Source organism: Millisia brevis NBRC 105863, from assembly GCF_001552615.1.
Classification (GTDB): domain Bacteria; phylum Actinomycetota; class Actinomycetes; order Mycobacteriales; family Mycobacteriaceae; genus Millisia; species Millisia brevis.
Window position 1 is genome coordinate 122,019 of record NZ_BCRN01000011.1, and the last position, 25,564, is coordinate 147,582.

The 25,564-nt window shown below is 69.1% G+C and carries 24 protein-coding genes and 2 pseudogenes; 13 read left to right on the forward strand and 13 right to left on the reverse strand.

The window, feature by feature from the left end; genetic code table 11:
• Positions 1 to 294 precede the first annotated feature (294 nt).
• The 7 genes and pseudogenes from MB1_RS16180 to MB1_RS16210 all read left to right on the forward strand — a co-directional run bounded on the left by MB1_RS16180 (position 295) and on the right by MB1_RS16210 (position 9,397).
• On the forward strand, positions 295 to 1,182 hold the full coding sequence (locus MB1_RS16180) for a metal ABC transporter solute-binding protein, Zn/Mn family (protein ID WP_245650225.1): 888 nt from the start codon (positions 295 to 297) through the stop codon (positions 1,180 to 1,182).
• Positions 1,179 to 1,898, forward strand: a pseudogene (locus tag MB1_RS16185) (metal ABC transporter ATP-binding protein); the annotation flags it as partial. The gene MB1_RS16180 and the pseudogene MB1_RS16185, both read left to right, overlap by 4 nt.
• Before the next feature lie 206 nt (positions 1,899 to 2,104).
• Positions 2,105 to 2,980 carry a metal ABC transporter permease gene (locus MB1_RS16190; protein ID WP_084351973.1) on the forward strand — a complete coding sequence of 292 codons (876 nt, stop codon included), beginning with the start codon at positions 2,105 to 2,107 and terminating at the stop codon, positions 2,978 to 2,980.
• 122 nt (positions 2,981 to 3,102) lie between these two features.
• Positions 3,103 to 4,365 (forward strand): PucR family transcriptional regulator, encoded by a 1,263-nt coding sequence (locus tag MB1_RS16195; protein ID WP_066909585.1) that lies wholly within the window; start codon positions 3,103 to 3,105, stop codon positions 4,363 to 4,365.
• A gap of 172 nt (positions 4,366 to 4,537) precedes the next feature.
• Positions 4,538 to 6,049: a class I adenylate-forming enzyme family protein gene (locus tag MB1_RS16200; protein WP_084351949.1), complete on the forward strand. Its 1,512-nt coding sequence runs from the start codon at positions 4,538 to 4,540 to the stop codon at positions 6,047 to 6,049.
• A gap of 145 nt (positions 6,050 to 6,194) precedes the next feature.
• Positions 6,195 to 7,988 carry a DUF3556 domain-containing protein gene (locus MB1_RS16205; protein WP_066909431.1) on the forward strand — a complete coding sequence of 598 codons (1,794 nt, stop codon included), beginning with the start codon at positions 6,195 to 6,197 and terminating at the stop codon, positions 7,986 to 7,988.
• Positions 7,985 to 9,397 carry a phytoene desaturase family protein gene (locus tag MB1_RS16210; protein ID WP_066909432.1) on the forward strand — a complete coding sequence of 471 codons (1,413 nt, stop codon included), beginning with the start codon at positions 7,985 to 7,987 and terminating at the stop codon, positions 9,395 to 9,397. Before MB1_RS16205 ends, MB1_RS16210 begins: the two co-directional genes overlap by 4 nt.
• A 153-nt stretch (positions 9,398 to 9,550) precedes the next feature.
• Here MB1_RS16210 and MB1_RS16215 read toward each other — a convergent pair whose 3' ends face one another.
• The 13 genes from MB1_RS16215 to rpsJ all read right to left on the reverse strand — a co-directional run bounded on the left by MB1_RS16215 (position 9,551) and on the right by rpsJ (position 16,414).
• Entirely contained in the window at positions 9,551 to 10,015 is a 465-nt protein-coding gene (locus tag MB1_RS16215) for a DoxX family protein (protein WP_084351951.1), read from the reverse strand.
• A 367-nt stretch (positions 10,016 to 10,382) separates the two neighbouring features.
• On the reverse strand, positions 10,383 to 10,988 hold the full coding sequence (locus MB1_RS16220) for a class I SAM-dependent methyltransferase (protein ID WP_066909438.1): 606 nt from the start codon (positions 10,986 to 10,988) through the stop codon (positions 10,383 to 10,385).
• Between the two features lie 104 nt (positions 10,989 to 11,092).
• Complete coding sequence (rpsQ, locus tag MB1_RS16225; protein ID WP_066909441.1) at positions 11,093 to 11,401, reverse strand: 30S ribosomal protein S17; 309 nt, start codon at positions 11,399 to 11,401, stop codon at positions 11,093 to 11,095.
• Positions 11,398 to 11,643 (reverse strand): 50S ribosomal protein L29, encoded by a 246-nt coding sequence (gene rpmC, locus MB1_RS16230; RefSeq protein WP_066909444.1) that lies wholly within the window; start codon positions 11,641 to 11,643, stop codon positions 11,398 to 11,400. The genes rpsQ and rpmC overlap by 4 nt, the downstream gene beginning before the upstream one ends.
• Positions 11,643 to 12,059 carry a 50S ribosomal protein L16 gene (rplP, locus tag MB1_RS16235; protein ID WP_066909447.1) on the reverse strand — a complete coding sequence of 139 codons (417 nt, stop codon included), beginning with the start codon at positions 12,057 to 12,059 and terminating at the stop codon, positions 11,643 to 11,645. The genes rpmC and rplP overlap by 1 nt, the downstream gene beginning before the upstream one ends.
• A 2-nt stretch (positions 12,060 to 12,061) precedes the next feature.
• Complete coding sequence (gene rpsC / locus MB1_RS16240; protein ID WP_066909450.1) at positions 12,062 to 12,868, reverse strand: 30S ribosomal protein S3; 807 nt, start codon at positions 12,866 to 12,868, stop codon at positions 12,062 to 12,064.
• Between the two features lie 3 nt (positions 12,869 to 12,871).
• Positions 12,872 to 13,273 (reverse strand): 50S ribosomal protein L22, encoded by a 402-nt coding sequence (rplV, locus tag MB1_RS16245; protein WP_066909453.1) that lies wholly within the window; start codon positions 13,271 to 13,273, stop codon positions 12,872 to 12,874.
• Positions 13,270 to 13,551 carry a 30S ribosomal protein S19 gene (gene rpsS, locus MB1_RS16250; protein ID WP_066909456.1) on the reverse strand — a complete coding sequence of 94 codons (282 nt, stop codon included), beginning with the start codon at positions 13,549 to 13,551 and terminating at the stop codon, positions 13,270 to 13,272. Before rpsS ends, rplV begins: the two co-directional genes overlap by 4 nt.
• An 18-nt stretch (positions 13,552 to 13,569) precedes the next feature.
• The gene (gene rplB / locus MB1_RS16255) at positions 13,570 to 14,406 is read right to left on the reverse strand and encodes a 50S ribosomal protein L2 (protein ID WP_066909459.1); all 837 of its coding nucleotides are present in this window, start codon (positions 14,404 to 14,406) and stop codon (positions 13,570 to 13,572) included.
• Between the two features lie 31 nt (positions 14,407 to 14,437).
• A complete protein-coding gene (gene rplW, locus MB1_RS16260) occupies positions 14,438 to 14,743 on the reverse strand; it encodes a 50S ribosomal protein L23 (RefSeq protein WP_066909462.1) in 306 nt (101 codons plus the stop codon).
• Positions 14,740 to 15,429: a 50S ribosomal protein L4 gene (rplD, locus tag MB1_RS16265; protein ID WP_066909465.1), complete on the reverse strand. Its 690-nt coding sequence runs from the start codon at positions 15,427 to 15,429 to the stop codon at positions 14,740 to 14,742. The genes rplW and rplD overlap by 4 nt, the downstream gene beginning before the upstream one ends.
• A complete protein-coding gene (gene rplC / locus MB1_RS16270; RefSeq protein WP_066909591.1) occupies positions 15,426 to 16,091 on the reverse strand; it encodes a 50S ribosomal protein L3 in 666 nt (221 codons plus the stop codon). The genes rplD and rplC overlap by 4 nt, the downstream gene beginning before the upstream one ends.
• 17 nt (positions 16,092 to 16,108) lie before the next feature.
• Complete coding sequence (rpsJ, locus tag MB1_RS16275; RefSeq protein ID WP_003938093.1) at positions 16,109 to 16,414, reverse strand: 30S ribosomal protein S10; 306 nt, start codon at positions 16,412 to 16,414, stop codon at positions 16,109 to 16,111.
• Between the two features lie 492 nt (positions 16,415 to 16,906).
• Here rpsJ and MB1_RS16280 point away from each other — a divergent pair, with 492 nt between their 5' ends.
• From MB1_RS16280 to MB1_RS16305, 6 genes and pseudogenes are all read left to right on the forward strand, one after another.
• Positions 16,907 to 17,257: a response regulator transcription factor gene (locus tag MB1_RS16280; RefSeq protein ID WP_218000255.1), complete on the forward strand. Its 351-nt coding sequence runs from the start codon at positions 16,907 to 16,909 to the stop codon at positions 17,255 to 17,257.
• Between the two features lie 17 nt (positions 17,258 to 17,274).
• Positions 17,275 to 17,868: a hypothetical protein gene (locus MB1_RS16285; RefSeq protein WP_066909468.1), complete on the forward strand. Its 594-nt coding sequence runs from the start codon at positions 17,275 to 17,277 to the stop codon at positions 17,866 to 17,868.
• Between the two features lie 54 nt (positions 17,869 to 17,922).
• On the forward strand, positions 17,923 to 20,217 hold the full coding sequence (locus MB1_RS16290; RefSeq protein ID WP_066909471.1) for a chorismate-binding protein: 2,295 nt from the start codon (positions 17,923 to 17,925) through the stop codon (positions 20,215 to 20,217).
• Positions 20,217 to 21,170: pseudogene (locus MB1_RS26595) on the forward strand (ATP-binding cassette domain-containing protein); the annotation flags it as partial. The gene MB1_RS16290 and the pseudogene MB1_RS26595, both read left to right, overlap by 1 nt.
• Before the next feature lie 2,626 nt (positions 21,171 to 23,796).
• A complete protein-coding gene (locus tag MB1_RS16300; protein WP_245650222.1) occupies positions 23,797 to 24,600 on the forward strand; it encodes an ABC transporter permease in 804 nt (267 codons plus the stop codon).
• On the forward strand, positions 24,597 to 25,445 hold the full coding sequence (locus tag MB1_RS16305; protein WP_066909474.1) for an ABC transporter permease: 849 nt from the start codon (positions 24,597 to 24,599) through the stop codon (positions 25,443 to 25,445). The genes MB1_RS16300 and MB1_RS16305 overlap by 4 nt, the downstream gene beginning before the upstream one ends.
• Positions 25,446 to 25,564 lie beyond the last annotated feature (119 nt).

Here is a 25,564-nt window from a genome sequence, read left to right on the forward strand (position 1 = left end):
GAGGCGACGACCGAACCGCGACAACAGGGCAATACGCCGGCAATGCTCGCGTCCCCCTACCTCCGCGAGCATTGCCCGGACCCGGCGTACCGGATACGCGAGCGACAGTACGTCAGGGGTGGACCACCTGATTCCAAATTTCAACCATCTTTGTTCGGTACGCTCGAAACCCGGCGCCGGGCGTCCGCGGAAGATACGGTCGCGACGGCTCACGCCGGACCGCCCGGTCGAGTAGTACCGGCCTCCGATTAGCATTCCCCCATGCACAATCGGGAACGTGCCCGCTTCGGTGCCATGATTGTGACTCTGGCTCTGTTTTTGGTCGGCTGCTCCGGGTCCTCCGGCGACGACTCGTCCGCTGCCTCCGGCACCCCGACGGTCGTCGCCTCGTTCTCGGTGCTGGCCGACATCGTCGCCAACGTCGCCGGCAGCGCGGTCACCGTCGAATCGCTGGTACCCGCGGGATCGGATGTTCACAGCTACGAGCCGACACCGGGCGACGTGCGCCGCGCCAACGACGCCGACCTGATCCTGACCAACGGGCTGGGTCTGGAGGCCGGCCTGTCCGACCTGCTCTCGCAGTCCGCTGCCCCGGTGGTCGAGGTCACCGCCGGGGTCTCCGATCTGGGCATCGTCGAGAACGGCGCGGTCAATCCGCACGCGTGGATGTCGCCGACGGTCGCGTGGATCTACGTCGACAACATCGTCACCGCGCTGTCGAATCTCGATCCCGAGGACGCGGCGACCTTCCGCACCAACGGCGAGGCGTACAAGCAGCAGCTCTACGACGCGCAGAACGCGCTGATCGTCGGGCTGGCCGGGGTGCCCGTCGCCCAGCGGGTGTTGGTGACCTGTGAGGGATCGCTGTCCTATCTCGCCCGCGACAACGCGATGGAGGCGCGCGCGTTGTGGAGCAATACCGGGGTGGAGCCGACGCCCGGCGTGATGACCGAGACGATCGATATCGTGCGCCAACGCGCGGTGCCCGCGGTGTTCTGCGAGTCGACGATCAACGACGGACCGATGCGGCGGGTCGCCGCGGAATCGGGCGCCGCGTTCGGGGGGATCCTCTACGCCGACTCGCTGTCGGGCCCCGATGGCCCGGTGCCGACCTATCTCGACCTGCTCGCGCACAATGCGGACGTGATCCTTGCCGGACTCGGCGGCGCCGCCGCCCCATGAACTCCCCCGCCATCGAGGTCCTCGGGATCACCGTCCGCTACGGCCGAACCGTGGCCCTCGATCGGGTGACCGTCCTGGTGCAACCGGGTCGGATCTGCGCGCTTATCGGCACGAACGGCTCGGGCAAGTCGTCGCTGTTCAAGGCGATCATGGACATCGTCAAACCCGACCACGGCACCATTCGGCTCGCCGGTGGCAAGGCCGCCGGAGCGCGTCGGGCCGGCCTGGTCGGCTACGTTCCGCAGAGCGAGGACGTCGACTGGAGCTTCCCGCTGCGGGTGCGCGATGTGGTGATGATGGGCCGCTACGGTCTGATGGACTTCGCCCGCCGGCCGAGCACCACCGATGTGCTGGCGGTCGATCAGGCGCTGACCCGTGTCGAGTTGATCGACAAGGCGGACCGGCAGATCGGGCAGCTCTCCGGCGGCGAGCGCAAACGCGCCTTCGTCGCCCGCGGTCTGGCCCAGGATGCCTCGATCCTGTTGCTCGACGAACCCTTCGCCGGCGTCGACAAGCGCTCGGAGGTCACCATTTCCGCGGTGCTGCGGGAGCTCGCGGATACCGGCCGCACGGTGCTGGTCTCGACGCACGACCTCGGCGCACTGTACGGGCTGGCGGACGAGGCGGTGCTGTTGATGAACCGGGTCATCGTGCACGATCGCCCGGAGGTCGTCCTGCAACCGCACTATCTGGCGGAGGCGTTCGGATTGCAGATGCGACGCGTGGACGATCCGGTACCGGGCGGCCCGCCGATCGACGAACGTCCGACCGACGAAGACCCGCCGAGCGACGGGGCGCCCGCGGATCCGGCGCCCGACGTCGACCCGCCCGCCGGGACCCTCCCGGCCGATCCGCCGCGGACCACCGAGGACGGAGACCCGACGTGATCAGTTGGTTGGCCGATCCGCTGCAGTACGAGTTCATGGTGCGCGCCCTGGTGGTCGCGGTGGTCGTCGCCGCGGTCAGCGCGGTGATGTCCTGCTGGCTGGTCCTGATCGGCTGGTCGCTGATGGGCAACGCGATCTCCTACGCGGTGCTGCCGGGGGTGGTGCTCGCCTTCGTGATCGGCGCGCCCTTCGTCGCGGGGGCGCTGGTCTTCGGGCTGCTCGCGGTGGTGCTGATCGGGGCGATCCGCGATACCGGCCGCATCAAGGAGGACACCGCGATCGGAGTGGTGTTCACCAGCCTGTTCTCCCTGGGTTTGGTGCTGGTGTCGGTCATCCCGAGCGATACCAACCTCGACCGGATCGTCTTCGGCAATCTGCTCGGCCTGGCGATGCGCGACGTGGTGCAGGTGGTGATCATCGGCGTGATCGTGCTGGACATCCTGTTGCTCAAGCGGCGCGACTTCACCCTCTACGCCTTCGATCCGATCCACGCCCAGGCGATCGGGCTGCATCCGCGCCTGCTCGGCTGGGCCCTGCTCGCGATGCTCGCCCTGACCTCGGTGGTCACCCTGCAGGCGGTCGGGGTGATCCTGGTGGTCGCGATGCTGATCATCCCCGGGGCCACCGCCCAACTGCTCACCGATCGATTCGACCGTATGCTCGCGATCGCCCCGGCCATCTCGGTGACCTGTTCGGTGCTCGGCGTCTACCTCAGCTACCACCTCGACACCGCGACCGGCGGAACGATCGTCCTGGCCCTCGCGGTCGCGTTCACCCTCGCGTACCTGTTCGCGCCGCGCCGCGGGATCATCCCGCGCACCGCCCGCCGCTACCGGCGATCCGGCGACGGCGGTCCCGACTCGTTCCGCAGCGACCTCTGGGCGAACCCGAACTGGCCCGGCGGACGCTGATCGACCCGACCCGACCCGACGGGCGGATCCGGATCGGGACAACTCGCCCGATCGCCGGGTCCGCCTTCGGTCGGGATCACGAATCCCCCCGACACCGAGCGCCCGATCGCTAGGGTGTGGCGATGGCGACCATGCAGGACAACATCGCCGAGACGATCACCGATATCGCGACGGCGTTGAGCGGCCGGCTCGCCGACCTCTCCGCGGATCTGTCCGCGGTGCTCTACGCGCAGATCCCGGAACTGCATCGCGATCAACATCTCTACGAACTGCTCAACGCCAGCGTCGAGGGGAACCTCTCGACGATCCTCTACAGCCTGCAACATCACGTGCCGCCCGAGAATCTCGAAACCCCGGCGGCCGCAGCCGAATATGCGCGGCGCCTCGCCCAACACGGGGTACCGGTGCACGCCCTGGTGCGCGCCTACCGGATCGGCAATACCAATCTGCTGCCGTCGATCTTCGAACAGGTCGAACGCCTCGGCGTCGAACCGGAACTGCGCGTACCGGTCATCGAGGCGATCATGATGGGTATCTCGGGCTATATCGATCGGGTGTCCGAACAGGTTGTCGCCGTACACGAAACCGAGCGCGACCGATGGTCGGCCAACCGCACGAGCCTGCGCGCCCTGCGGGTCCAGGAGATCCTCGCCGGCCACGACCGACCGGGCGGCGCGGGCGGTCTCGACTACGCCCTCGACCAGCACCACCTGGCGGTGGTCTGCTGGACCTCCGAGGATCTCGAACGCGATGAACTGCACCTACTGCAGACAGTGGGCACCGACATCGCCGGCCTCCTCGGCGCCCCGACGTCGCCGCTGTTCGTGCCGATCGACCGGGTGACCGGATGGCTGTGGATTCCCCTGGGGCGGGCGGCTCCGGCCCCGCTCGATCTCGAATCCCTGTGTCTGCGGATGACCGCCGAACATCCGGCTGTCACCACAACTCTCGGCGCCGTCGGTGCGGGGATCGAGGGCTTTCGCCGCTCCCATGTTCAGGCCGAACGCGTCCGATCGCTGCTGCTGGCCGCCGGGTCGTCCGCTCCGACGGTCGCCTCCTACGACCAGCCCGGGGTGGCGACGGCCGCCCTGTTGATCGACGATCCCGCCGCCACCGGCGCCTGGGTTCGGGAAACCCTCGGTGGGCTGGCGGACGACACCGACGGTGCCGCGCGGCTGCGCGAGACGCTCTCGGCCTTTCTCGATCACAACCTGAGCAATGTGGCGACCGGTAAAGCGTTGAATCTGCACCACAATTCGGTCAAGTACCGGGTCCGTCGAGCCACGGAGGCCCGCGGTCGCCCCCTCGACGACGATCGGCTCGGGCTCGAACTGGCGCTGCTGGTCAGTCGATGGTTGGGACCATCGGTCCTGCGGGCCCGCTGACACGACATACCCACCGAGACGACATACCGGCCGAATCGGATCTCGGAGCCCGACGGGGTTTGTGTCCGGAGGACAAAGAACGGGATCATCTCGAGCTTCCCGGGCCGTATCTCGAGCGGAACGCGGCACCTAGTGTCGTAGGCCACAGTTGCTCGAGAAAGTGATCGACGCCATGAGTGGTTCCGATTCCGCCGGCGATGCCTCCCCCGAGATCCGCTATCTCACCCGGGTCATCGCCGCCATCCACCCCGACGCACCCTGCGTACGGGACGATCGAACGGCCCTGACCTACCGCGAGTTCGCCGATCGCGTCGACGTCCTGGCCGGCAGGCTGCGCCGCGAGGGTCTCGCCGCCGGCGACGTGCTGGCGATCATGCTGCCCAATCGCGCGGAACTGCTGATCGCGATCATGGCGGCCTGGCGGTTGGGAGCGGTTGCGACACCGGTCAATCCGGCGTTCACGCAGGCCGAGGCGCGGTATCAGATCGACGATTCCGGCGCGGCCGCCGCGATCGTCTTCGGTCCGGATGCCCCCGACCTCGGCTGCCACACCCACCGGGTCGACGACCTGCCGATCTCCGGGACCCCGATCGCCGGGGACGAGGTTCACCCGGCCCGACCGGACGAAACCGCCCTGCTGATCTACACCTCCGGATCGACCGGCCGCCCCAAGGGCGTGGAACTGACGCACGCCAACCTGCAGTTCATGGCCGAGACCTTCCGCCGCCATCTGCGCCTGACGTCCGACGACCATTGCCTGCTCATACTGCCGTTGTTCCACGTCAACGCGATCTGCGTCAGCTTCCTGGCACCGATTCTCGCAGGCGCCCAATTGACGATCACCGGCCGCTTCTCGCCGAGCCGCTTCTACGAGGACGTCACCCTGCTGCGGCCGACCTACTTCTCGGCGGTCCCGACGATCTACGCGCTGCTCGCCGCGGAACCGGAGGATCGGGCGGCGGATACCTCGTCGCTGCGCTTCGGAATCTGCGGCGCCGCACCCATTTCCAAGGAGCTGCTCGATCGGGTCGGCGCACGACTGAACCTGACGATCATCGAGGGATACGGACTGACCGAGGGCACCTGCGCCTCGGCCTGCAATCCGGTCGACGGGCCCCGCAAGCTCGGCACCGTCGGCCCCGCCCTGCCCGGTCAGACGATCACCATCGTCGACGACGAGGGCAATCCCGTCCCGGCCGGGACCAGCGGTGAGGTGACCATCGGCGGACCGAATGTCATGCGCGGCTACCTCGGTCGCCCCGACGAGACCGCGGCCACGATCGTCGACGGTCGCCTGCGCACCGGCGACGTGGGCGTCCTCGACGAGGACGGCTACCTGACGCTGATCGACCGCATCAAGGACATGATCATCCGCGGTGGAGAGAACCTGTACCCCAAGGAGATCGAGAACGCGCTCGCCGAGCATCCCGCCGTCCTCGAGGCCGCGGTGATCGGCGCACCCCACGAGGTGTACGGCGAGGTACCGGTCGCCTATGTGCGCACCTATCCCGACATATCCGTCACCGAAACGGAATTGACCGACCACGTCGCGAGCCGACTGACCCGGGTCAAGGTCCCCACCGAGATCCACCTGGTGGATACGTTGCCGCGCAACCCCGTCGGCAAGATCGACAAGCCGCGACTGCGGCGCGACCATCGGCCGCGCACCGCGTCCACCGCCTGACCCCTCCCCCATCCTTCTCGTCCCCACCGACCACGGGCGCCGTCGTCGGGCGCTACCCCCATGCCCGACGCGGCCGCACCCGCTTCGCCCCAACCCGCTCCACCCTCGTATTGCTCGACCCCATCGCAGCACCCAGGAGATCGTCATGGGCTTCACCACCGGGAACTTCCCCGACGTCGACCCCGCCACCTTCCGCCAACGCCCCTTCATCGACCGCATCCGAGCGGTCGCCGCCCATTGGGTGGACTACGGGTTCGGCACACCGAAGATGGTGCACACCATCTACATCGTCAAATTGTTGGTGCTCTACGTCGGCGTCGGCACCGCCCTGGCCACCCTGACCTCCGACCTCAACTGGCTCGACCCGGGGTCGTGGTGGAACGAGCCGATCGTCTACCAGAAGCTCGTGCTGTGGACCGCCTTGATCGAGGCGTCCGGGCTCGGCGGCTCCTGGGGTCCGCTCGCCGGCCACTTCAAGCCGATGACCGGCGGCTTCCACAACTGGCTCAAGCCGGACACGATTCGGCTGCCTCCCTGGCCGAAGCGGGTGCCCTTCACCGCCGGTGACCGGCGCACGCTCTTCGACGTGGTCGTCTATGCCGCGATCCTGCTGCTGCTCCTCGCCGCCATCGTCACTCCCGGAGCACATTCGGCGTCCCTGGACGCGGCGATCGCGGACAACGTCGGCCTGGTGCGCCCCGCTCAGATCGTGCCGATCATCGTGCTGCTGCTCGTGCTGGGCCTACGGGACAAGGTGCCCTTCCTCGGCGCCCGCAGCGAACAGTACGTCCCGGCGATGCTCTTCTTCTCGGTCCTGCCGTTCGTGAACATGATTGTGGCCCTGAAGCTTCTGATCGCCGTGGTGTGGATCGGCGCCGGGGTCTCCAAATTCGGTCGGCATTTCGCGATGGTGATTCCGCCGATGATCAGCAATACCCCGTGGCTGACGTCCAAGCGGATCAAGCGGGCGCACTATCGGCACTTCCCCGACGATCTGCGGCACTCGAAGGTCGGCAGCTCGATCGGTCACGTGCTCGGCACCCTGGTCGAGTTGGCGACCCCGGTGCTGCTGCTGCTGTCGACCAGCCCGGCGGTGACCCTGGCCGCGGTGATCCTGATGGTCTGCTTCCACCTGTTCATCGCCTCGACGTTCCCGCTGGCGGTGCCACTGGAATGGAATCTGCTCTTCGCCTTCGCGACGGTCTTCCTGTTCTGGGGCTTCCCCGCATGGGACGGCTACGGCGTGCTCGACATGAGCCCGGCGTGGTTGGCGCTGATCATCCTCGCCGGACTCTTGGTCTTCCCGGTGCTGGGCAACCTGCGCCCCGATCTGGTGTCCTTCCTGCCCTCGATGCGGCAGTACGCCGGCAACTGGGCCTCGGCCACCTGGGCCTTCGCCCCCGGCGCCGAGGAGAAGCTCGAGACCCACATCGTGCGCAGCGCCAAGAACACCTATACCCAGCTGCTCGACACCTACGAGCCCGAGGTCGCGGACGTGATCATGCACCAGCTGGTGGGCTGGCGATCGCTGCACAGCCAGGGCCGCGCGCTGCTGTCGCTGATGATGCGGCAGCTCGGCGACGACATCGATCGGTACGACCTGCGCGAGGCCGAGTTCTCCTGCAACTCGATCGTGGCGTTCAATTTCGGGGACGGCCACTTCCACAACGAGGATCTGATCGCGGCGATTCAGCGGCGCTGCTCCTTCGCCCCCGGCGAGTTCATCGTCGCCTGGATCGAGTCGCAGCCGATCCACAAGAGGACCCAGGAGTACAAGGTGATCGACGCGGCTCTCGGGGTGATCGAGCGCGGCACCTACCTGGTCGCCGACGCCGCCGACGCCCTGCCCTCGCTGCCCGACGGTCCGATCCCGTTCACCGTCACCTGGCGACGCGACGCCGGCGCGGGCACCCGCTCGCTCGGTGGGGCGCAGGCGTGAGCACCGCCGTCGTGGTCGGCAGCGGGCCCAATGGGCTCGCCGCCGCCGTCCACCTGGCCCGCAACGGTGTCGACGTGCAGGTCCTCGAGGCTGCGGACGAGATCGGCGGCGGCACCAGGTCCGGCGAGTACACCCTGCCGGGGCTGATCCACGACCACTGCTCGGCCTTCCATCCGGTCGGCGCCGGATCGCCCTTCCTGTCGTCGCTCGGTCTGGAGCGGCACGGCCTGCGGTGGCTGACGGCGCCGATCGACTGCGCGCATCCGCTCGACGGCGGGGAGGCGGCGCTGCTGTACCGCAGTCTCGACGACACGGTGGCCGGGCTCGGCGCGGATGGTCCGCGCTGGCGATCGCTGATGTCGGACATCGTCGGCGGGATGAGCGACCTGACCGACGAGCTCATGCAGCCGATCGTGCATCTGCCCCGGCATCCGGTGCGGCTGGCCGCCTTCGGAGCGCGGGCCCTGTTGCCGGCCACGGTCACCGCGCAATGGCTGCGCACCCGGGCCGGCCGGGCGCTCTACGGCGGCGTCGCCGCGCACGCCTATCGCCGGCTCGATCGGCCGGCGGGCAGCGCTGTCGGATTGATGATCGCGGCGACCGGACATGTGCACGGCTGGCCGGTGGCCGAGGGCGGTTCGAGCGCGATCGCGACCGCGCTGGCCGCGGACCTGGTCGAACACGGCGGGCGCATCCACACGGGGGTGACCGTCCGATCCCCGTCCGATCTGCCGGCCGCCGATGTGGTGCTGCTCGATACGGCGCCGGGGGCGGTCCTGGAGATCTTCGGGTCGGCGGTGCCGGACCGGATCGCCCGCGCCTATCGGCGATTCCGGCACGCGCCGGGGGCGTTCAAACTCGACATCGCGATCGAGGGCGCGATCCCGTGGACCAACCCGGACTGCGCGCGGGCGGCGACGGTGCACGTCAGCGGGGACTACCGGGAGATCGTCGCGGCCGAACGGGACGTCACGGTCGGCCGGATGCCGGAGCGGCCCTTCGTGATTCTCGGGCAGCAGTACGTCGCCGACCCGAGCCGCTCCGACGGCACCCACAACCCGGTCTACGCCTATGCGCACGTACCGGCCGGGTACACCGGCGACGCGACCGACGCGATCGTTCGGCAGATCGAGCGCTATGCGCCGGGCTTCCGGGATCGCATTCGCATGGTGCGATCGACCGACCCGAAGGGATTGCAGTCCGGCAATGCCAACCTCGTCGGCGGCGACGTGGTCGGCGGTTCCAACGACGCGGTGCAGTTGCTCGCCCGCCCGCGGGTGGGACTCGATCCGTACAGCACCGGCATTCCCGGGGTCTACATCTGTTCCGCGTCGACCCCGCCGGGAGCGGGGGCGCACGGGATGGGGGGTTACAACGCGGCGCGATCGGCCTTGCGCCGGCTGCGGTAGCCCTCCCCTGTGGCGACATCATGCGACCGCGTGACGGTGCGCGGCCGCATGATGCCCGCACACACGCGTGCGGGTCCGACAACGACGTCGGACCCGCACCCGTGGGACTTGATGGGCCTTCTCAGGCCCGAAGACCTTGTCGAGCCCGGACGGTCAGGCTGCGACCGCGGACCGACCCGCCAGGCGGGGGGCCAGGATCTGGTCGACGCTGTACTTGCCGGCACCGATCACCGCGAAGTAGGCCGACAGAACCGCCAGCACCAGGACGAACTCGTAGCCGCCGTTGCCCGCGAAGAAGCCCATCGGCGCGTGCACGAAGATCGTGGCGCCGAGCATGACCAGGGCGTAGATGGCACCGACGATCGGGGTGGCCAGGCCGACGATCATCGCCAGTCCGCCGATCAGCTCGACCAGCAGCACCAGGGGTCCGGTCAGACCCGCCAGAGGGACGCCCATGCTTTCGAACGCCGGTCCCATGGCACCGAAGCCCATGTCGGTGAGCTTCTGCACGCCGTGCAGGAACATCACGACGCCGAGCGTGACGCGCAGAACGAGTCGGGCCACCTCGGCGGCGGTCCCGACGGGTGCGCCGAGAACTCGCGCAGGGGTGTTACTCATCTGAAGGACTCCAATCGTCGCTCAACTCGTTGACTGATCAACTTTCGACGATGAGAGTAACCCACTTTTGTTGCATGCTCAACTTTATCCGAGGGCGCGGAGGCGCGCGAGCGCAGCCGAATCGGCTCGAATTACGGGGCAAATACGACAATTCGCCCGGCGTTCTACCTGGGCAAACTCGGTTCGGGCCGCCGAGGCCATCCGGGCCGGGGTACCGGTCGGACACACCGCTATGACACACCACACATCGGTGATGGCATCCCGGGGCGGTGTGCATTCATCTTCGTGAGCGAAGGCCCGAGGAGACTATCGCCGCGGCGGCCCGCTCGGGAAGACGGTTGCACAGCCTCCAGAACGGGCCGCCGGCTCAACCGGCCCGGGAGACCCGCAGGACGCGGAAGCCCTTCTGGGAGGCGACACGCTCGACGCCGTAGCCCTCGCCGGTCAGCCAGCCCGCGAGGGAGTCGGCGCCGAGATTGCGCTGGACCACCAGATGGGCGGCGCCGTCCGGGGTCAACCGCGGCAGCCAGGTCCGCAGCAGCTCGTGCAGGGCCGGCTTGCCGATGCGGATCGGCGGATTGGACCAGACGGTGGTGAAGCGCAGGTCCGCCGGCACCTCGTCGGGCAGGCAGGCGGTGACGTTGCTCAGCCCGGCCGCGGCGGCATTGCGCCGCACCAGCTCGACCGCCCGCTCGTTGACGTCGACCCCCCAGACGCGGGCCCGCGGCCGGCGCGCGGCGAGCGTCAACGCGATCGGGCCGTAGCCGCAGCCGAGGTCGAGGTAGTCCCCGTCGACCGTCGGGACCGGCGCCTTGTGCAGCAGCACCGACGTCCCCGGGTCCAGGCGGGTGCGGGAGAAGACGCCGGCGTCGGTGGCGAGCTCGAGGCGCACATCCCCCAGGTCGAGCCGAACGACCCCCGGCGACGACGCGGCCGCCGGGCTCGACGCGAAGTACTGCTCGGCATCCGCCACCGTGGACTCCTCCTGCTGACAACTGTTCCGGGAAAAGCGTTCGGCCCGCCGCTGCCATTGTGTGGCAGCGACGGGCCGAATCACTAGCTCGGGTGGTGAAACCCTTACTTGGCGCGCTCGAGAACCTCGACCAACCGCCAGTGCTTGGTGGCGGACAGCGGACGGGTCTCCATCAGCGACACGCGGTCGCCGATACGAGCGGTCTCGTTCTCGTCGTGAGCCTTGACCTTCTTGGTGGTCCGGATGACCTTGCCGTACAGCTTGTGCTTGTGGCGGTCTTCCAACTCGACGACGATCGTCTTGTTCATCTTGTCGGACACGACGTACCCGATGCGGGTGCGTCGGGCATTGCGGGTCTCGCCCGCTGCCGAGTCGACGGTGCTTTCGGCAGTCACGTTCTCGCCCTCACTCATGCGGCATCACCCGCGGTCTCGACGGCCGGGCCACCGGCCAGGCCGAGTTCCCGCTCGCGCAGGATCGTGTAGATCCGGGCGATGTCGCCACGAACGACGCGCAACCGGCGGTTGTTGGTCTGCTGGCCGGTCGCCATCTGGAAGCGCAGGTTGAACAGCTCTTCCTTGGCCTCGCGCAACCGCTCGACCAGCTCTTCTTCGCCCAGCTCGCGCAGATCCGGGGCCGGGGTACCGGTAGCCATCAGAACTGCTCCTCTCGCTTGACGATGCGCGCCTTCAGCGGCAACTTGTGGATCGCACGAGTGAGCGCCTCGCGGGCGGTCTCCTCGTTGGGGAAGCTCAGCTCGAACAGAATCCGACCCGGCTTCACGTTCGCGACCCACCACTCCGGCGAACCCTTACCGGAACCCATGCGGGTCTCGGCGGGCTTCTTGGTCAGCGGGCGGTCCGGGTAGATGTTGATCCAGACCTTGCCGCCACGCTTGATGTGGCGGTTGATCGCGATACGAGCCGACTCGATCTGCCGGTTGGTCACGTACGCAGGCTCGAGAGCCTGAATGCCGTAATCACCGAACGTCACCTTGGTGCCGCCCTTGGCGGCGCCGGTGCGACCCGGGTGGTGCTGCTTGCGGTGCTTGACCCGCCGTGGGATCAGCATCGTCAGCCCTCCTGATTCGATGCGGATGCCGAACTTCCGGCATCGGCGGTAGCGGCGCGACCGGCCTCGGTCGACGTCGCCGTGGTGCCCGAGGCACCGGAACGACGCGGACGGGACGGACGCTCACGACGCGGACGATCGCGATCGTTGCTCGGCGCGGCAGCGGTGACCTCGCGGCGTCCGCCGACGATGTCGCCCTTGTAGATCCACACCTTGACACCGATGCGACCGAAGGTGGTCTTGGCCTCGTAGAGGCCGTAGTCGATGTCCGCGCGCAGCGTGTGCAGCGGGACGCGACCCTCGCGGTAGAACTCCGAGCGGCTCATCTCCGCACCGCCGAGGCGGCCGGAGCACTGCACCCGGATGCCCTTGACGTTCGGCTGACGCATCGCCGACTGGATCGCCTTGCGCATCGCGCGGCGGAACGCCACGCGGTTGCTCAGCTGCTCCGCGACGCCCTGGGCAACCAGCTGCGCCTCGGACTCGGGATTCTTGACCTCGAGGATGTTCAGCTGCACCTGCTTGCCGGTGAGCTTCTCGAGCTCGGCCCGGATCCGGTCGGCCTCCGCGCCGCGACGGCCGATGACGATGCCCGGCCGGGCGGTGTGGATGTCGACGCGAACCCGGTCACGGGTGCGCTCGATCTCCACCTTGGCGATGCCGGCGCGCTCCATGCCGGTCGACAGCAGCTTGCGGATCGCGACGTCTTCCTTCACGTACTCCGCGTACTGCTTGTCGGCGTACCACCGCGACTTCCAGTCGGTCGTAATGCCGAGGCGGAAGCCGTGCGGGTTGATTTTCTGGCCCACTGATCAGGCTCCTTTCCTGCGGCCGCGCGACGAGCCACCCGCGCGGGGGATCGACTCGACGATCACGGTGATGTGCGATGTGCGCTTGCGAATGCGGAACGCACGACCCTGGGCCCGCGGCTGGAACCGCTTGAGGGTGGCACCCTCGTCGACGAACGCCCGCGAGATCACCAGCGTGCGCGGGTCGAGACCCAGGTTGTTCTCCGCATTGGCCGCCGCGCTGGCGACGACCTTCGCGACCGGCTCGCTGGCCGACTGCGGTGCGAACTTCAGAATGTCGAGCGCCTCGGCGACCGACTTTCCGCGCACCAGGTCAACGACACGCCGCGCCTTCATCGGGGTGACCCGAACGTGCTTGGCGGTCGCCCGAGCGATCGGGTTTTCCGTATCGATTTGCGCGCTCATCGCCGCTTCGCCTTCCGGTCGTCCTTGATGTGCCCCTTGAAGGTGCGGGTCGGCGCGAACTCGCCGAGCTTGTGCCCGACCATCGACTCGGACACGAACACCGGCACGTGCTTGCGTCCGTCGTGCACGGCGAACGTGTGTCCGATGAAATCGGGCAGGATCGTCGAGCGACGCGACCAGGTCTTGATGACCTGCTTGGTGCCCTTCTCGTTCTGAACGTCCACCTTCGCAAGGAGGTGGTCGTCAACGAACGGGCCTTTCTTCAGGCTGCGTGGCATCCTTCACTCCCTCCTTGACTATCGCTTGTTCTTGCCGGTGCGGCGGCGACGGACGATCAGGCGATCGCTGTCCTTGTTCTTGCGGGTACGACCCTCGGGCTTGCCCCAGGGGCTCACCGGGTGGCGGCCACCGGAGGTCTTGCCCTCGCCACCACCGTGCGGATGGTCGACCGGGTTCATGACCACACCACGAACCGTGGGGCGCTTGCCCTTCCAGCGCATGCGGCCGGCCTTGCCCCACTTGATGTTCGACTGCTCGGCGTTGCCGACCTCGCCGACGGTGGCGCGGCAGCGCACGTCGACGCGGCGAACCTCACCGGACGGCATACGCAACGTGGCGTAGGTGCCTTCCTTACCGAGCAACTGGATGCCCGATCCGGCGGAGCGGGCCATCTTGGCGCCGCCGCCGGGACGCAGCTCCACCGCGTGCACGGTGGTACCCGTCGGGATGTTGCGCAGCGGCAGGTTGTTGCCGGGCTTGATGTCGGCGTTCGGGCCGGACTCGATCGCGGTGCCCTGCTCGACGCCCTTCGGCGCGATGATGTAGCGCTTCTCGCCATCGGCGTAGTGCAGCAGCGCGATCCGAGCGGTGCGGTTCGGGTCGTACTCGATGTGCGCGACCTTGGCCGGCACGCCGTCCTTGTCGTTGCGACGGAAGTCGATCAACCGGTAGGCGCGCTTGTGGCCACCGCCCTTGTGACGGGTGGTGATGCGGCCGTGCGCGTTACGGCCACCGCGGCCGTGCAGGGGGCGCACCAGCGACTTCTCGGGGGTCGATCGAGTGATCTCCGAGAAATCGGCAACGCTGCCACCACGACGTCCGGGGGTGGTCGGCTTGTACTTGCGGATTGCCATGAGTTCTTCTCAGCCTCTCTGGAACCGGCGCCTAAGCGACCGGTCCTCCGAAGATCTCGATGGGCTTGCTGTCGGCCGAGATGGTCACGAGCGCGCGCTTGGTGTCCTTGCGCTTGCCGTAACCGAACCGGGTCCGCTTGCGCTTGCCCTGACGGTTGGCGGTGTTGACGTTGGTGACCTTCACGCCGAAGACCTTCTCCACGGCGATCTTGATCTGCGTCTTGTTCGAGTCGGGGTGCACGATGAACGTGTAGGTCCCTTCCTCGATCAGGCCGTACGACTTCTCCGAGATGACCGGGGCCAGCAGGATGTCGCGCGGGTCGGCAATGGTGGTCACTTGTCGGTCTCCTCAGTGACGGGGGCCTGCGAGCTGCGCCCGGCGCCATCGATGAAGGTGCCCAGTGCATCCCGACTGAAGACGACGTCGTCGCTGTAGAGGACGTCGTACGTGTTGAGCTGATCGGGAGCGATCGCGTGCACCTGCGGCAGGTTCGCCACCGACTTCCATGCGGTGACGTCCTCGCGGCCGATGACCACGAGGGTCCGGGGCCGGTCGGTCAACTCCGCCAGGAAGGTACGCGCGGTCTTGGTCGAGGGGACCTGTCCGGCAACCAGTTCGGTGACGACGTGGATGCGCTCGTTGCGCAGCCGGTCGGTGAGGGCTCCGCGCAGGGCGGCGGCCTTCATCTTCTTGGGGGTGCGCTGGCTGTAGTCGCGCGGCTGCGGACCGTGAACGGTGCCACCGCCGGTGAACTGCGGCGCACGGGTCGAGCCCTGACGCGCACGGCCGGTGCCCTTCTGCCGGAACGGCTTCTTGCCGCCACCGGAGACCTCGCCGCGAGTCTTGGTCGCGTGGGTACCCTGCCGCGCAGCCGCCTGCTGGGCGACGACGACCTGGTGCATCAAGCCGATGTTCGGCTCGACGTCGAAGATCTCCGCCGGCAGGTCGACCGTGCCGTTGCTGGCACCGCCCGCTTCCTTAACCGGCACGGTCAGGCTCACGGCCTTTTCCAGGCTGGTCATGCGTGCGCACCACCCTTCACTGCGCTCTTGACGATCACCAGACCACCCTTGCGGCCGGGGATCGCACCCTTGATCAGCAGCAGTCCCTGCTCGGCATCCACCTTGTGGACGGTCAGGTTCTGCGTGGTCACCCGCTCGTTACCCATGCGGCCGGACATCCGGGTGCCCTTGAACACGCGGCCCGGGGTGGCGCAGCCACCGATGGAACCGGGACGACGGTGCACCGCCTGCGCGCCGTGGCTGGCGCCCTGGCCGGAGAAGCCGTGCCGCTTCATCGTGCCCGCGAAGCCCTTGCCCTTCGAGGTACCGGTGACGTCGACGAAGGCGCCGTCCTCGAAAACCTCGGCGGTCAGTTCCTGGCCGACCTCGAACTGCGAGGGGTCGGCGACGCGCAGCTCCAGCAGGTGCCGGCGCGGGGGAACGTTCGCGTTCTTGTACTGGCCCGCGACCGGCTTGCTCACCTTGCGCGGGTCGATCGCACCGAAGGCGATCTGAATGGCGTTGTAGCCGTCGCCCTCGACGGTGCGCACCGCGGTCACAACCGCGGGGCCCGCCTTGACGACGGTGACCGGCACAACCCGGTTGCGATCGTCGAACACCTGGGTCATACCCAGCTTGGTGCCGACGATGCCGGTGGCCGGACGATTCTTGTTGTCAGTCATCTGTTCGGTCTCCGCGCTCACTGAATGTTGACGTCGACGCTCGCCGGCAGGTCGATGCGCATGAGCGCGTCAACCGTCTTCGGCGTCGGGTCGAGGATGTCGATGAGTCGCTTGTGCGTGCGCATCTCGAAATGCTCGCGCGAGTCCTTGTACTTGTGCGGCGACCGAATGACGCAATACACGTTCTTTTCGGTCGGCAGCGGCACCGGGCCCACCACGCGCGCACCCGTGCGGGTCACCGTCTCCACGATCTTGCGCGCCGAGGCGTCGATGGCCTCGTGGTCATAGGCCTTGAGCCTGATGCGGATCTTCTGTCCCGCCACGCTGATGTCCTCTTCCCTGCCGTGTGTCCGGGGGCTCGCTGGGAGCCGATTGACGTTTGTCCTGCCGCAGCGACGAAGCGTCTGCCGCGTCGACTCGGTCATTGCTGCGACCGACGAGACACCGGGGGCGGACACGAACCGTGAACAGAAGGCAGGCGCCGAAGCGCCACGGTGGACCGCATATGCCGCTGTTCACATGTCAGTGTTCCTCCGGTCCACGCGGTCGGGCGTGTCGGAATCGTGGGGATATGTCATCCCTCGACTCCGAACCTGACCTACCCGCTTGGATCGGATGCACCCTCGAGTGCTCGTCCCCGACTCAGGCCGCAGAAAAACTGCACCTGTCGTCAAGGCAACCCGGATAGTATGCCCCGGGTCGGGCAGTCGGATCAAATCGGCCCCCTTCCCGGGCGCCGCCGTCGACCCGACCAGACTAGCGGCAGGGTTTCTGCGCCGACGGGGCCGCCGAGCCGATCGCCAGGGGGAAAGACTGTGAGCACCGCCCGCGTCCTGCTCGTGGACGACGAGGAGACCATTCGCGACGGGCTGGCCCCCTTCCTCGGGCGGTCCGGATTCGAGGTCACCACCGCCGCCGACGGGCGCGCGGCCCTCGACGCCCTGGCCGGCGAGGCCGTGGACATCGTCGTATCCGACATCCTGATGCCGGGTATGGACGGGCGCGAGCTGGTGCGCCGGCTGCGCGCCGCCGACAACTGGACGCCGATCATCCTGTTGACCCGCGTCGGCGCGTCCTTCGAGCGGTCGGCCGCCCTCGAGGAGGGTGCCGACGACTATCTCAACAAGCCGTTCGACCCGACCCGGGCGTCGGCCGGCCGGTGGTGACCACCTCGGGGAGAACCATGCGCTTCGCCGTCCACCGCCGCCCGTCCGGGCGCACCCATCTGCGATCGACCGTGCCCGCTCTCGCCCTGATCGGCGCCGCGCTCGGCCTCACCGGCTGCGACGTCAGCCTCGACCGCGGGGACGAGGCCACCGGAGCCGCGGCGGTAGCCGTCACCTCGACCGAAACCGCCGCAGCGGAGACGACGACCTCCGTCGAGGCTGCCGCGACCCGCCCGTCGACCTCGGTCGAACGTCCGGCGGGCGACTACTCCCCGACCGTGGTCATCAACAGAACCCGCGAGCAGTACCGGAGCCGCGCTTCCCAGATCTCCTGTCCGACGGGCGAGGTGCGCATCGACCGGGCGGTCTCCCGCGTCGAGATCACCGAGGACTGCGCCGCGGTGACGCTGACCTCCGCCGCGAGCGGATCGGTGGTGCTCGCCCAGCACATCGACACCCTGCGCGTCGACGCCCAGGTCGCGGTGGTGCTGACGTCCTCGGTCGACACCGTCATCATCACCTCCACCGGGACCACCGTCGGCTGGGAAAGCGGCACCGCCGACGTCACCGACACCGGGGCGGTCAACCGCTACGGAACGATGGAGGGCTGAGCACGACGGTCCGCCGAAATGGTCGGCGGGCGGTTTGTGGCCCAGGATGGGGGGATGTCGACCACCACCCTGCTGATCGACAACTACGACTCGTTCACCTACAACCTGTTCGATCTGCTCTGCGCGGTCGACGGGGTGGAACCGGACGTGGTGGTCAACGACGCGCAGCTGTCCGACGAGCAGCTGCGCCGCTACGCACGCATCGTGATCTCCCCCGGCCCCGGCCGACCGGATCGGGACGGCGATATCGGGCTCGGCCGCCGGGCGATCGCCTCCGGGGTGCCGATCCTGGGCGTCTGTCTGGGGCATCAGGCGCTGATCACCGAGCTCGGCGGAACGGTCGAACGGATGGACCGCCCCTGGCACGGGCTGATCGACACGATCGTGCACGACCGGGACGGCCTGTTCGCCGGGCTGCCGGAGCCGCTGACGGTCGTGCGGTATCACTCCCTCGCCGCCGTGGAGGTACCCGACGAGTTGCGGGTGACCGCCCGCGGCAGCGACGGCACCGTCATGGCGGTCGAGCACCGCAGCCGGCCCCTCTGGGGAGTGCAATTCCATCCGGAGTCGATCTGCAGTGTCGGCGGCCGCGAGTTGCTGGCGAACTTTCGCCGGCTCGCCGAGCGGCATCCGGCAACCCGGTCCGGACCGGGCGGGTCCATCGGCGATCCGGCCGCCCGGCCCGTCGGCCGGGCGGAACGCGGGTCGCTCACCGAGAGTCGAGCTACCTCGGTCGCCGCACCGGTGACGCCGCGGCGACCGCACCGGCTGATCTGTCGGCGCATCGACCATCACCCCGAGGCCGAAGCGGTTCTCGACGCCCTCTTCTCGGGCACCCGCGCCACCTTCTGGCTCGACCGGGTCCACGCCGCCGTCGGCGAACGCTTCAGCATCGTCGGGGACGCGGGTGGCCCGTTCGGGTACGTCCTGCGGTACGGGGTGGACAGCGGCGCCGACGTGATCGTCGACGACGGGGTGCGGCGCCTCGATGGCCCACTCCTTCCTATCCTGCGCGCCGAGCTGGCGGCGCTGCCCGATCTCGCCCCCGACGTCGACGTCCCGTTCGACTTCCGCCTCGGCTTCGTCGGTTCGCTCGGCTACGACCTGGCGGCGGAGATCGGCCCGCCCGGCTACGCGGACCACGCGGCACCGCCGCCGGGCCTCGAAGAACCGCATCGCCCGGCGCACCCGCACGACCGGTGTGATGCGGAGCTCGTCTTCGCCGGCCGGGCCCTGGTGATCGATCACGAGGGCCGGCGGTGTTATCTGCTGGCCCTGTCGAACGCGGATACCGACGCGGCGGTCGAGGACTGGCTGTCCACCGCGCAGCGGGCGATCGCCACGACGCCGGCCGCGGAACCGGTCGCGACCGCCGGCCGGCTGCCCGCGGTCGATCCGCACGATCTGATCGGCGTGCTGCGCGATCCGCCGGCGCGGTATCTCGACGTGATCGACCGCTGCATGGAGCAGATCCGCGCCGGCGAGTCCTATGAGATCTGCCTCACCACGGCGATCGAGTGGACCTCGTCACTCGACCCGGCCGCCCTCTTTCGCCGGCTGCGGCGACGGATCGCGGTGCCGTACGCCGGGTTCCTGCGGATCGACGACCTCCGTGTCGTCGGTCTGTCCCCGGAGCGGTACCTGCGCGTCGACCGCGCGGGAACCGTCGAGTCCCGACCGATCAAGGGCACCCGACCGCGAGGCGCGGGGCGACGATCGGATGCGGCCGCCCGACTGGATCTGCAGACCAGCGTCAAGGATCGCGCCGAGAATCTGATGATCGTCGACCTGGTCCGCAACGACCTGGGTCGCGTCTGCCGCCCCGGCTCGGTCGAGGTCCCCGACCTGTTCACGATCGAATCCTTCGCCCCGGTGCACCAGATGATCTCGACGATCCGGGGAACCCTGCGCGCCGACCGGGACGGTCTCGACGCGATCGCGGCGTCGTTTCCGCCGGGGTCGATGACCGGGGCGCCCAAGGCTCGGACGATGGCGATCCTCGATACGGTCGAAAGCGGCCGCCGCGGCCTCTACTCCGGTGCGATGGGCTACCTGACCCGGGGGGCGGTCCTCGATCTGGCGGTGGTCATTCGCACCCTGGTCAGCAGGGGTGACCGGCACTCAGCCGGAGCCGGCTCCGCTGTGACCGCTTTGTCGGATCCTGGTGAAGAACTGAGAGAAACGCTGGTCAAAGCCTCAACTTTCCGACAGGCGGTACCATGCGAAAGGCTCCCCAGCGGGGCTACCGAGGCCTGCGAGAATGGAATGCTCGGGGAAACTGCGGCCTCTGCCACCGATTCGGCCGCGGATGCAACGATCGCGACCTGCCCGAACGATGATGGAGTGTGATGCAGAAACCCCGCGACGCTGCGGTGCTTGTCGACAACGTCCACAAGCGCTTCGGTGACGTGCACGCGCTGCGCGGTATCAGCTTCGCGGCGCAGCGCGGCTCCGTCCTGGGGGTGCTCGGGCCGAACGGTGCGGGCAAGACCACCACCGTCAAGGTCCTCTCCACATTGCTCAGCCCCGACGAGGGCACCGCGCACGTCGCCGGTTTCGACGTGGTCAAGGAAGCGGCGATGGTGCGCCGCTCGATCATGATGACCGGGCAGTACGCCGCGCTCGACGAGACCTTGAGCGGCCGGGCGAACGTCGAACTCTTCGGCCGCCTGATGGGTCTGCGCAAGAAGGCCGCCCGGCAGCGTGCCGACGAATTGATCGAGGAATTCGACCTGACCGAGGCGGCCCGCCGCCCGGTCTCCGGATACTCCGGCGGTATGCGCCGCCGCATCGACATCGCCTGCGGGCTGGTCGTGCGCCCGAGCGTGGTCTTCCTCGACGAGCCGACGACCGGCCTCGATCCGCGCAGTCGGCAGAACGTCTGGATGCTCGTCGAAAGCCTCAAGCGGCAGGGCATCACGGTCCTGCTGACGACGCAGTACCTCGAGGAAGCCGACAAGCTCAGCGACAACATCATCGTGATCGACCGGGGCACCGTGATCGCCGAGGGCACCGCCGACGAGCTCAAGGCGATGGCCGGTGGCTCGTTCTGCGAGATCGTCCCGGCCGACCCGAACGATCTGCCCGCGATGCTCGACGCGTTGGGCGGCATGGTGCCGGTCGCGGTGCGATCGGCGCTGGAGCCGGATGACCGGTTGCTGTCCATTCCGGCCCCCGACGGCACCACCACGTTGACCGAGGCGGTTCGTCGCCTCGACCAGGCGGGGATCGACCTCGAGGACATCGGCCTGCGCCGCCCCTCCCTCGACGACGTCTTCCTGCAGTTCACCGGGGCCGAGCAGGCGGATCCCGAGGCGATGCAGAACGCGCCGACCCAGCCGATGCCGATCATTCGCACCGCTCGACCGGCCGCCGGGCGCCGCCGCGCCGACCTGCGTCCGCCGGCGCAGGAGGCCGCACCCGCAGCACCCGCCGGGGTCGAGTCGCCGCGGGTCGTGCCGCCGGCCGACGCGCGGGTCGAGGCACCGACGGCCTTCGCCCCGCTCGCCGGATTGGCCGCGGCCGCACCCTCGGACGCCCCGCCGGCCGGGGAGCGCAACGGCTCGGGGGATCGCGCCCGGTCCGCCGATCACGCGGCGGCCGCCCCGCTGCCTCCGCAGCCGGAGGCCGTCCCGCTGCCCCCGCAACCGGAGGCCGCCCCGCTGCCCCCGCAGCCGATGGCCGCCCCGCTGCCGGAGGTCGTCGAGCCCGCCGCGCAACCTCCCGCCACCCCCGTACAGCCCGCCGCCGAGGCGACTCCGGTCGCACCCGCGCGGCCCGTTCCGCCGCGCCGCGTGGTTTCCGCGCCGACCGAGGAGGACCGGGAGCTGCCGCACCAGCCCGGCTACGTCTCCGATGAGATCGGTCGGTACGTCTCCGGCGAGATCCCGCAGTATCTACCCCTCGAGATCGACGCTCCGGGTGACCGCATCGTCGTGGGCGGTCCGGTCGACGACGCCGGCTCGGACCATACGGACGGCGATCCGCTCGACGGACCGGCGGTCAACGGCCATGCCGCCGACCAGGGCGCATTCGAGTGGGACGAGTACGAGCAGCGACGGGACGAGCAGGGTCCTCGGGAGGTCCGGGACCCGCGCGCCTACGACGGGCGCGGCTACGACCCCCGCGGCTACGGTCGTGCGCCGCACGAACCGGGGCCCTACGAGCGTGAAACATACGACCGTGCGGCATTCGACCGCGAGTCCCCGGATCGGGGAAGGTTCGACCGCCGGCACGCCGCCGATGCGGGTGGATACAACCCGCGCAAGTACGAAGCGGCCGGCTATGAGTCGGCCGACTACGAGCCGACCGACTACGACGCCGCCAGGTACGAGGACGCCGACTACAACGCCACCGGCTTCGACGCGGCCGAATTCGACCGCCCCAGCTACGAGCGCCCCAGCTACGACCCGGGTGACGAGCGGTCCTTCGATTACCTCGACATGCCGACCGAGCGACGCTTCCGCGACGACTCGCACGCGCCTTCCAACGGGTCCAATGGGTCCAATGGGTCCAATGGGTCCAATGGGTCCAATGGGGATCGTCCGACCACCACCGAGTTGGCGGCGCACTTCGACCTGCCGCCGGTGCTCGACGACGATTTCGACGCCTGGTCGAGCACGACCGGATCGCCGGATCGCGGCCCGGTGGCCGAGGCCTTCCCCCGCCACCGCAGCGATCGAGCCGATCTGCACCGGGCCGACCAGCACGACGCCGGCCGGCACGACGCCGACCGTCACGAGACCGAGTTGCACGGTGCCGACCAACGCGGGGCCGAAGTGCACGAGGACCAGCACGGGGCCGATCTGCACGGGGCCGATCTGCACGGGGCCGATCTGCACGGGGCAAACGAACACCCGGAGGACTACGACGCGTACCGGGGCGACCCTCCGGTCGACGGGCCGATCGACGATTACTTCGACGATCTGACCGACGAGCAGTTGGCAAATTTCGACCCGACCCTGTACGAGCCTGTTCCCCCGGACGACCGGCCCACCGATATCGGTCCGGCCATCCGCGGACCATATCCGCCGGACCCGGCCGCCTCCGGCATCGAATCGATCCGGCGCCCCCGCCCGACGGCACACCGCGAGACGGTCGAGGCCGCCCCGGCTCCGATCGACGACGTACCACCGCGCAACGGCCACGATCATCATCGCGTCGACGAACTCGACGACGGCCCGGTGTACGAGCCCGAACACGCGGACGCCGACACCGGGGCGCATGCCGCGGAACACACCGCGGCGGCTGCGTCGGTCGACGACGCCGACGCGGACGATCGGCCGCGTGCCTACGACGATGTGCCCGCCGAACTGCTGTCGGAAACGCCCTACGAGCAGGCTCCGCGCTCCCCCGGCTCCACCGGTCGCCATTCGGCGGTGCCGGAGTACGACTCGCCGGCGTACGAGCCGGTCCGGGTCGAGCGGCGCGGCGATGCGCCGCGGCACGGCATGCCCCGACCGCACCGACCGGCCCGCCCCAGCCGCGTCGACCCACCGGCGACAGCGCACCGGCGCGACGAGTCCGACGGCGACGGTCCCGGCAATGTCCGACGCATCGGGATGCGACCGACGGCCGGTGACGCGGGCGATGTCGCACATTCGCGGATCCGCCCGCCCGGCCACCCGGTCAGCGGTCCGATCGAGGTGGTGCCTCGCGACGGCTCCGCCGACCCCGTAGCGCAGGACGAGGCCCCGGGACCTTCCGACCGCACCGCCCGACCGGGCGCCGACCACACAGCCCGACCGGGCGCCGACCACACCGCCCGACCGGGCGCCCGCCCGCAGCCGGCGATGGGCCCGCGTCCGCTGCGTCCGGCACCGTCCACCGACGGTGACGAGCCCGCCGACTACGGCACCTTCGGCGAACCGCTCCCGCCGCGTGGCCGCCCGGTTCCACAGCGGCGTCGTCCACACGGAGGCGCGTGACGTGACGGCCGATATCGTGGCCGCCCCGACCACGACCGGCCCGGCGGCCAGGCCGTCGGCGATCGGTCAGTGGTGGGCGCTGAGCTCCCGTCTGATCCGCACGATGGTCGTGCGCGGCGAGTTGGTGATCGCCGCCCTGGCCCCGCTGGTCTTCACCCTCGGCTTCTACCTGCCCTTGCGGCATGTCATGCAGTTGAGCGGCATCAACTACGCACAGTTCGTGATGCCGATCATCGTCATGCAGGCGGTCGCGTTCACCGCGATCTCGGCCGCCCAGCTCGCGGCCGGTGAACGGGCCCGCGGCTTCACCACCCGGATGAAGACGATGCCCGTCGGCGGCTGGGTGCCGCTGTGCGCCCGCATGACCGCCTGCATGGTCCGCTCGATCGTCTCCCTGGCGGCGGCGCTGACCTACGGGTACATGATCGGTTTCCGCTTCCAGGCCGGGATCGGGCAGGCGGTGATGTTCTGTCTGGCCGCGCTCGGCATCGGACTGGCGTTGTCGCTCGGCGGCGACGCGATCGGCAACCTGTCGAAGAGCCCGGAGGCCACCGCTCAGGCGCTGACCCTGCCGCAGCTGATCCTGGGCATGCTGTCCTGCGGTTTCGTACCCGAAGAGGGCTTCCCGGAGTGGATCCGCCCGTTCGTGCGCAACCAGCCGATCTCACAGTTCGCCTACGCGATGCGCGATATGGCCGACGGCGGGATCACCTGGTCGGTACTGATGCCCGCGGCGCTGTGGTTCATCGGGCTGGTGCTCGTCTTCGCGCCGCTGGCCGTCTGGGCGAGTATGAGGCGAACATGACCACACAGTCGACCGCTAACTCCCCCTACGACGCTCCGCTGCCGGAGGTCGTCGGCGCGGCGAAGGAGTCCTCGCTGCGGGCGCTGTTCGTCCACAGCGCTCTGCAGTGCAAACGGCTGCTGACCCGCTGGTCGCGCGACCCCGCCACGATGATCCAGGCCCTGCTGTACCCGGCGCTGACCCTGCTGATGTTCGACATCGTGCTCGGCGACACGATCACCCGGGCGACCGGCGCACCGGCGATCAACGGCACGGTGCCGATGATCATCCTGGTCGGCGCGATGTACGGGTCGATCGCCAGCGGCGTCGGTCTGCGCGAGGAAGCGGCCAAGGGGCTGCTCGGCAGATTCTGGACGCTGCCGACGCATCGGGCGGCCGGCCTGTTGGGCCGGTTGATGGCCGAGGCGATCCGCGTGGTCATCACCTCGCTGTTGATCCTGCTGATCGGGATCCTGCTCGGTTTCCGGTTCACCCAGGGTCCGATCGAGTTCCTCGGGTTCATCGCCCTGCCGGTCCTCTTCGGGATCGCCTTCTCGACCTTCGTGACCTTCCTGGCCTCCGGTAAGGCCGCCCAGGCCGGTCTGGTCGAGCTGGTGTCAATCCTGTGCACCCTGATGATGTTCTTCAACACCGGTTTCGTGCCGCTGCAGGCCTATCCGCGGGATCTGCAGGGCGTCGTCGGGAACCAGCCGATGTCGGTGACCATCGACGCGATGCGGGCGATGGCGGTCGGCGGCGATGTCTTCGAACCGGCGATGAAGTCGCTCGCCTGGTCGCTGGGCCTGATCCTGGTGTTCACCATTCCCGCGATCATCGGATACCGAAGCGCCGCTCGACGCTCCTGAGCGTCCCCCTCTCCCCCCCCCCCGGGAAGCCCGACCGGCGCCACAGCCGCCATCGGGGTGACGGTCGCGATGTCGGCCCCTGCCCCGGCGCGGCTCATCCCGGAGCCGTCCCGCGCTCC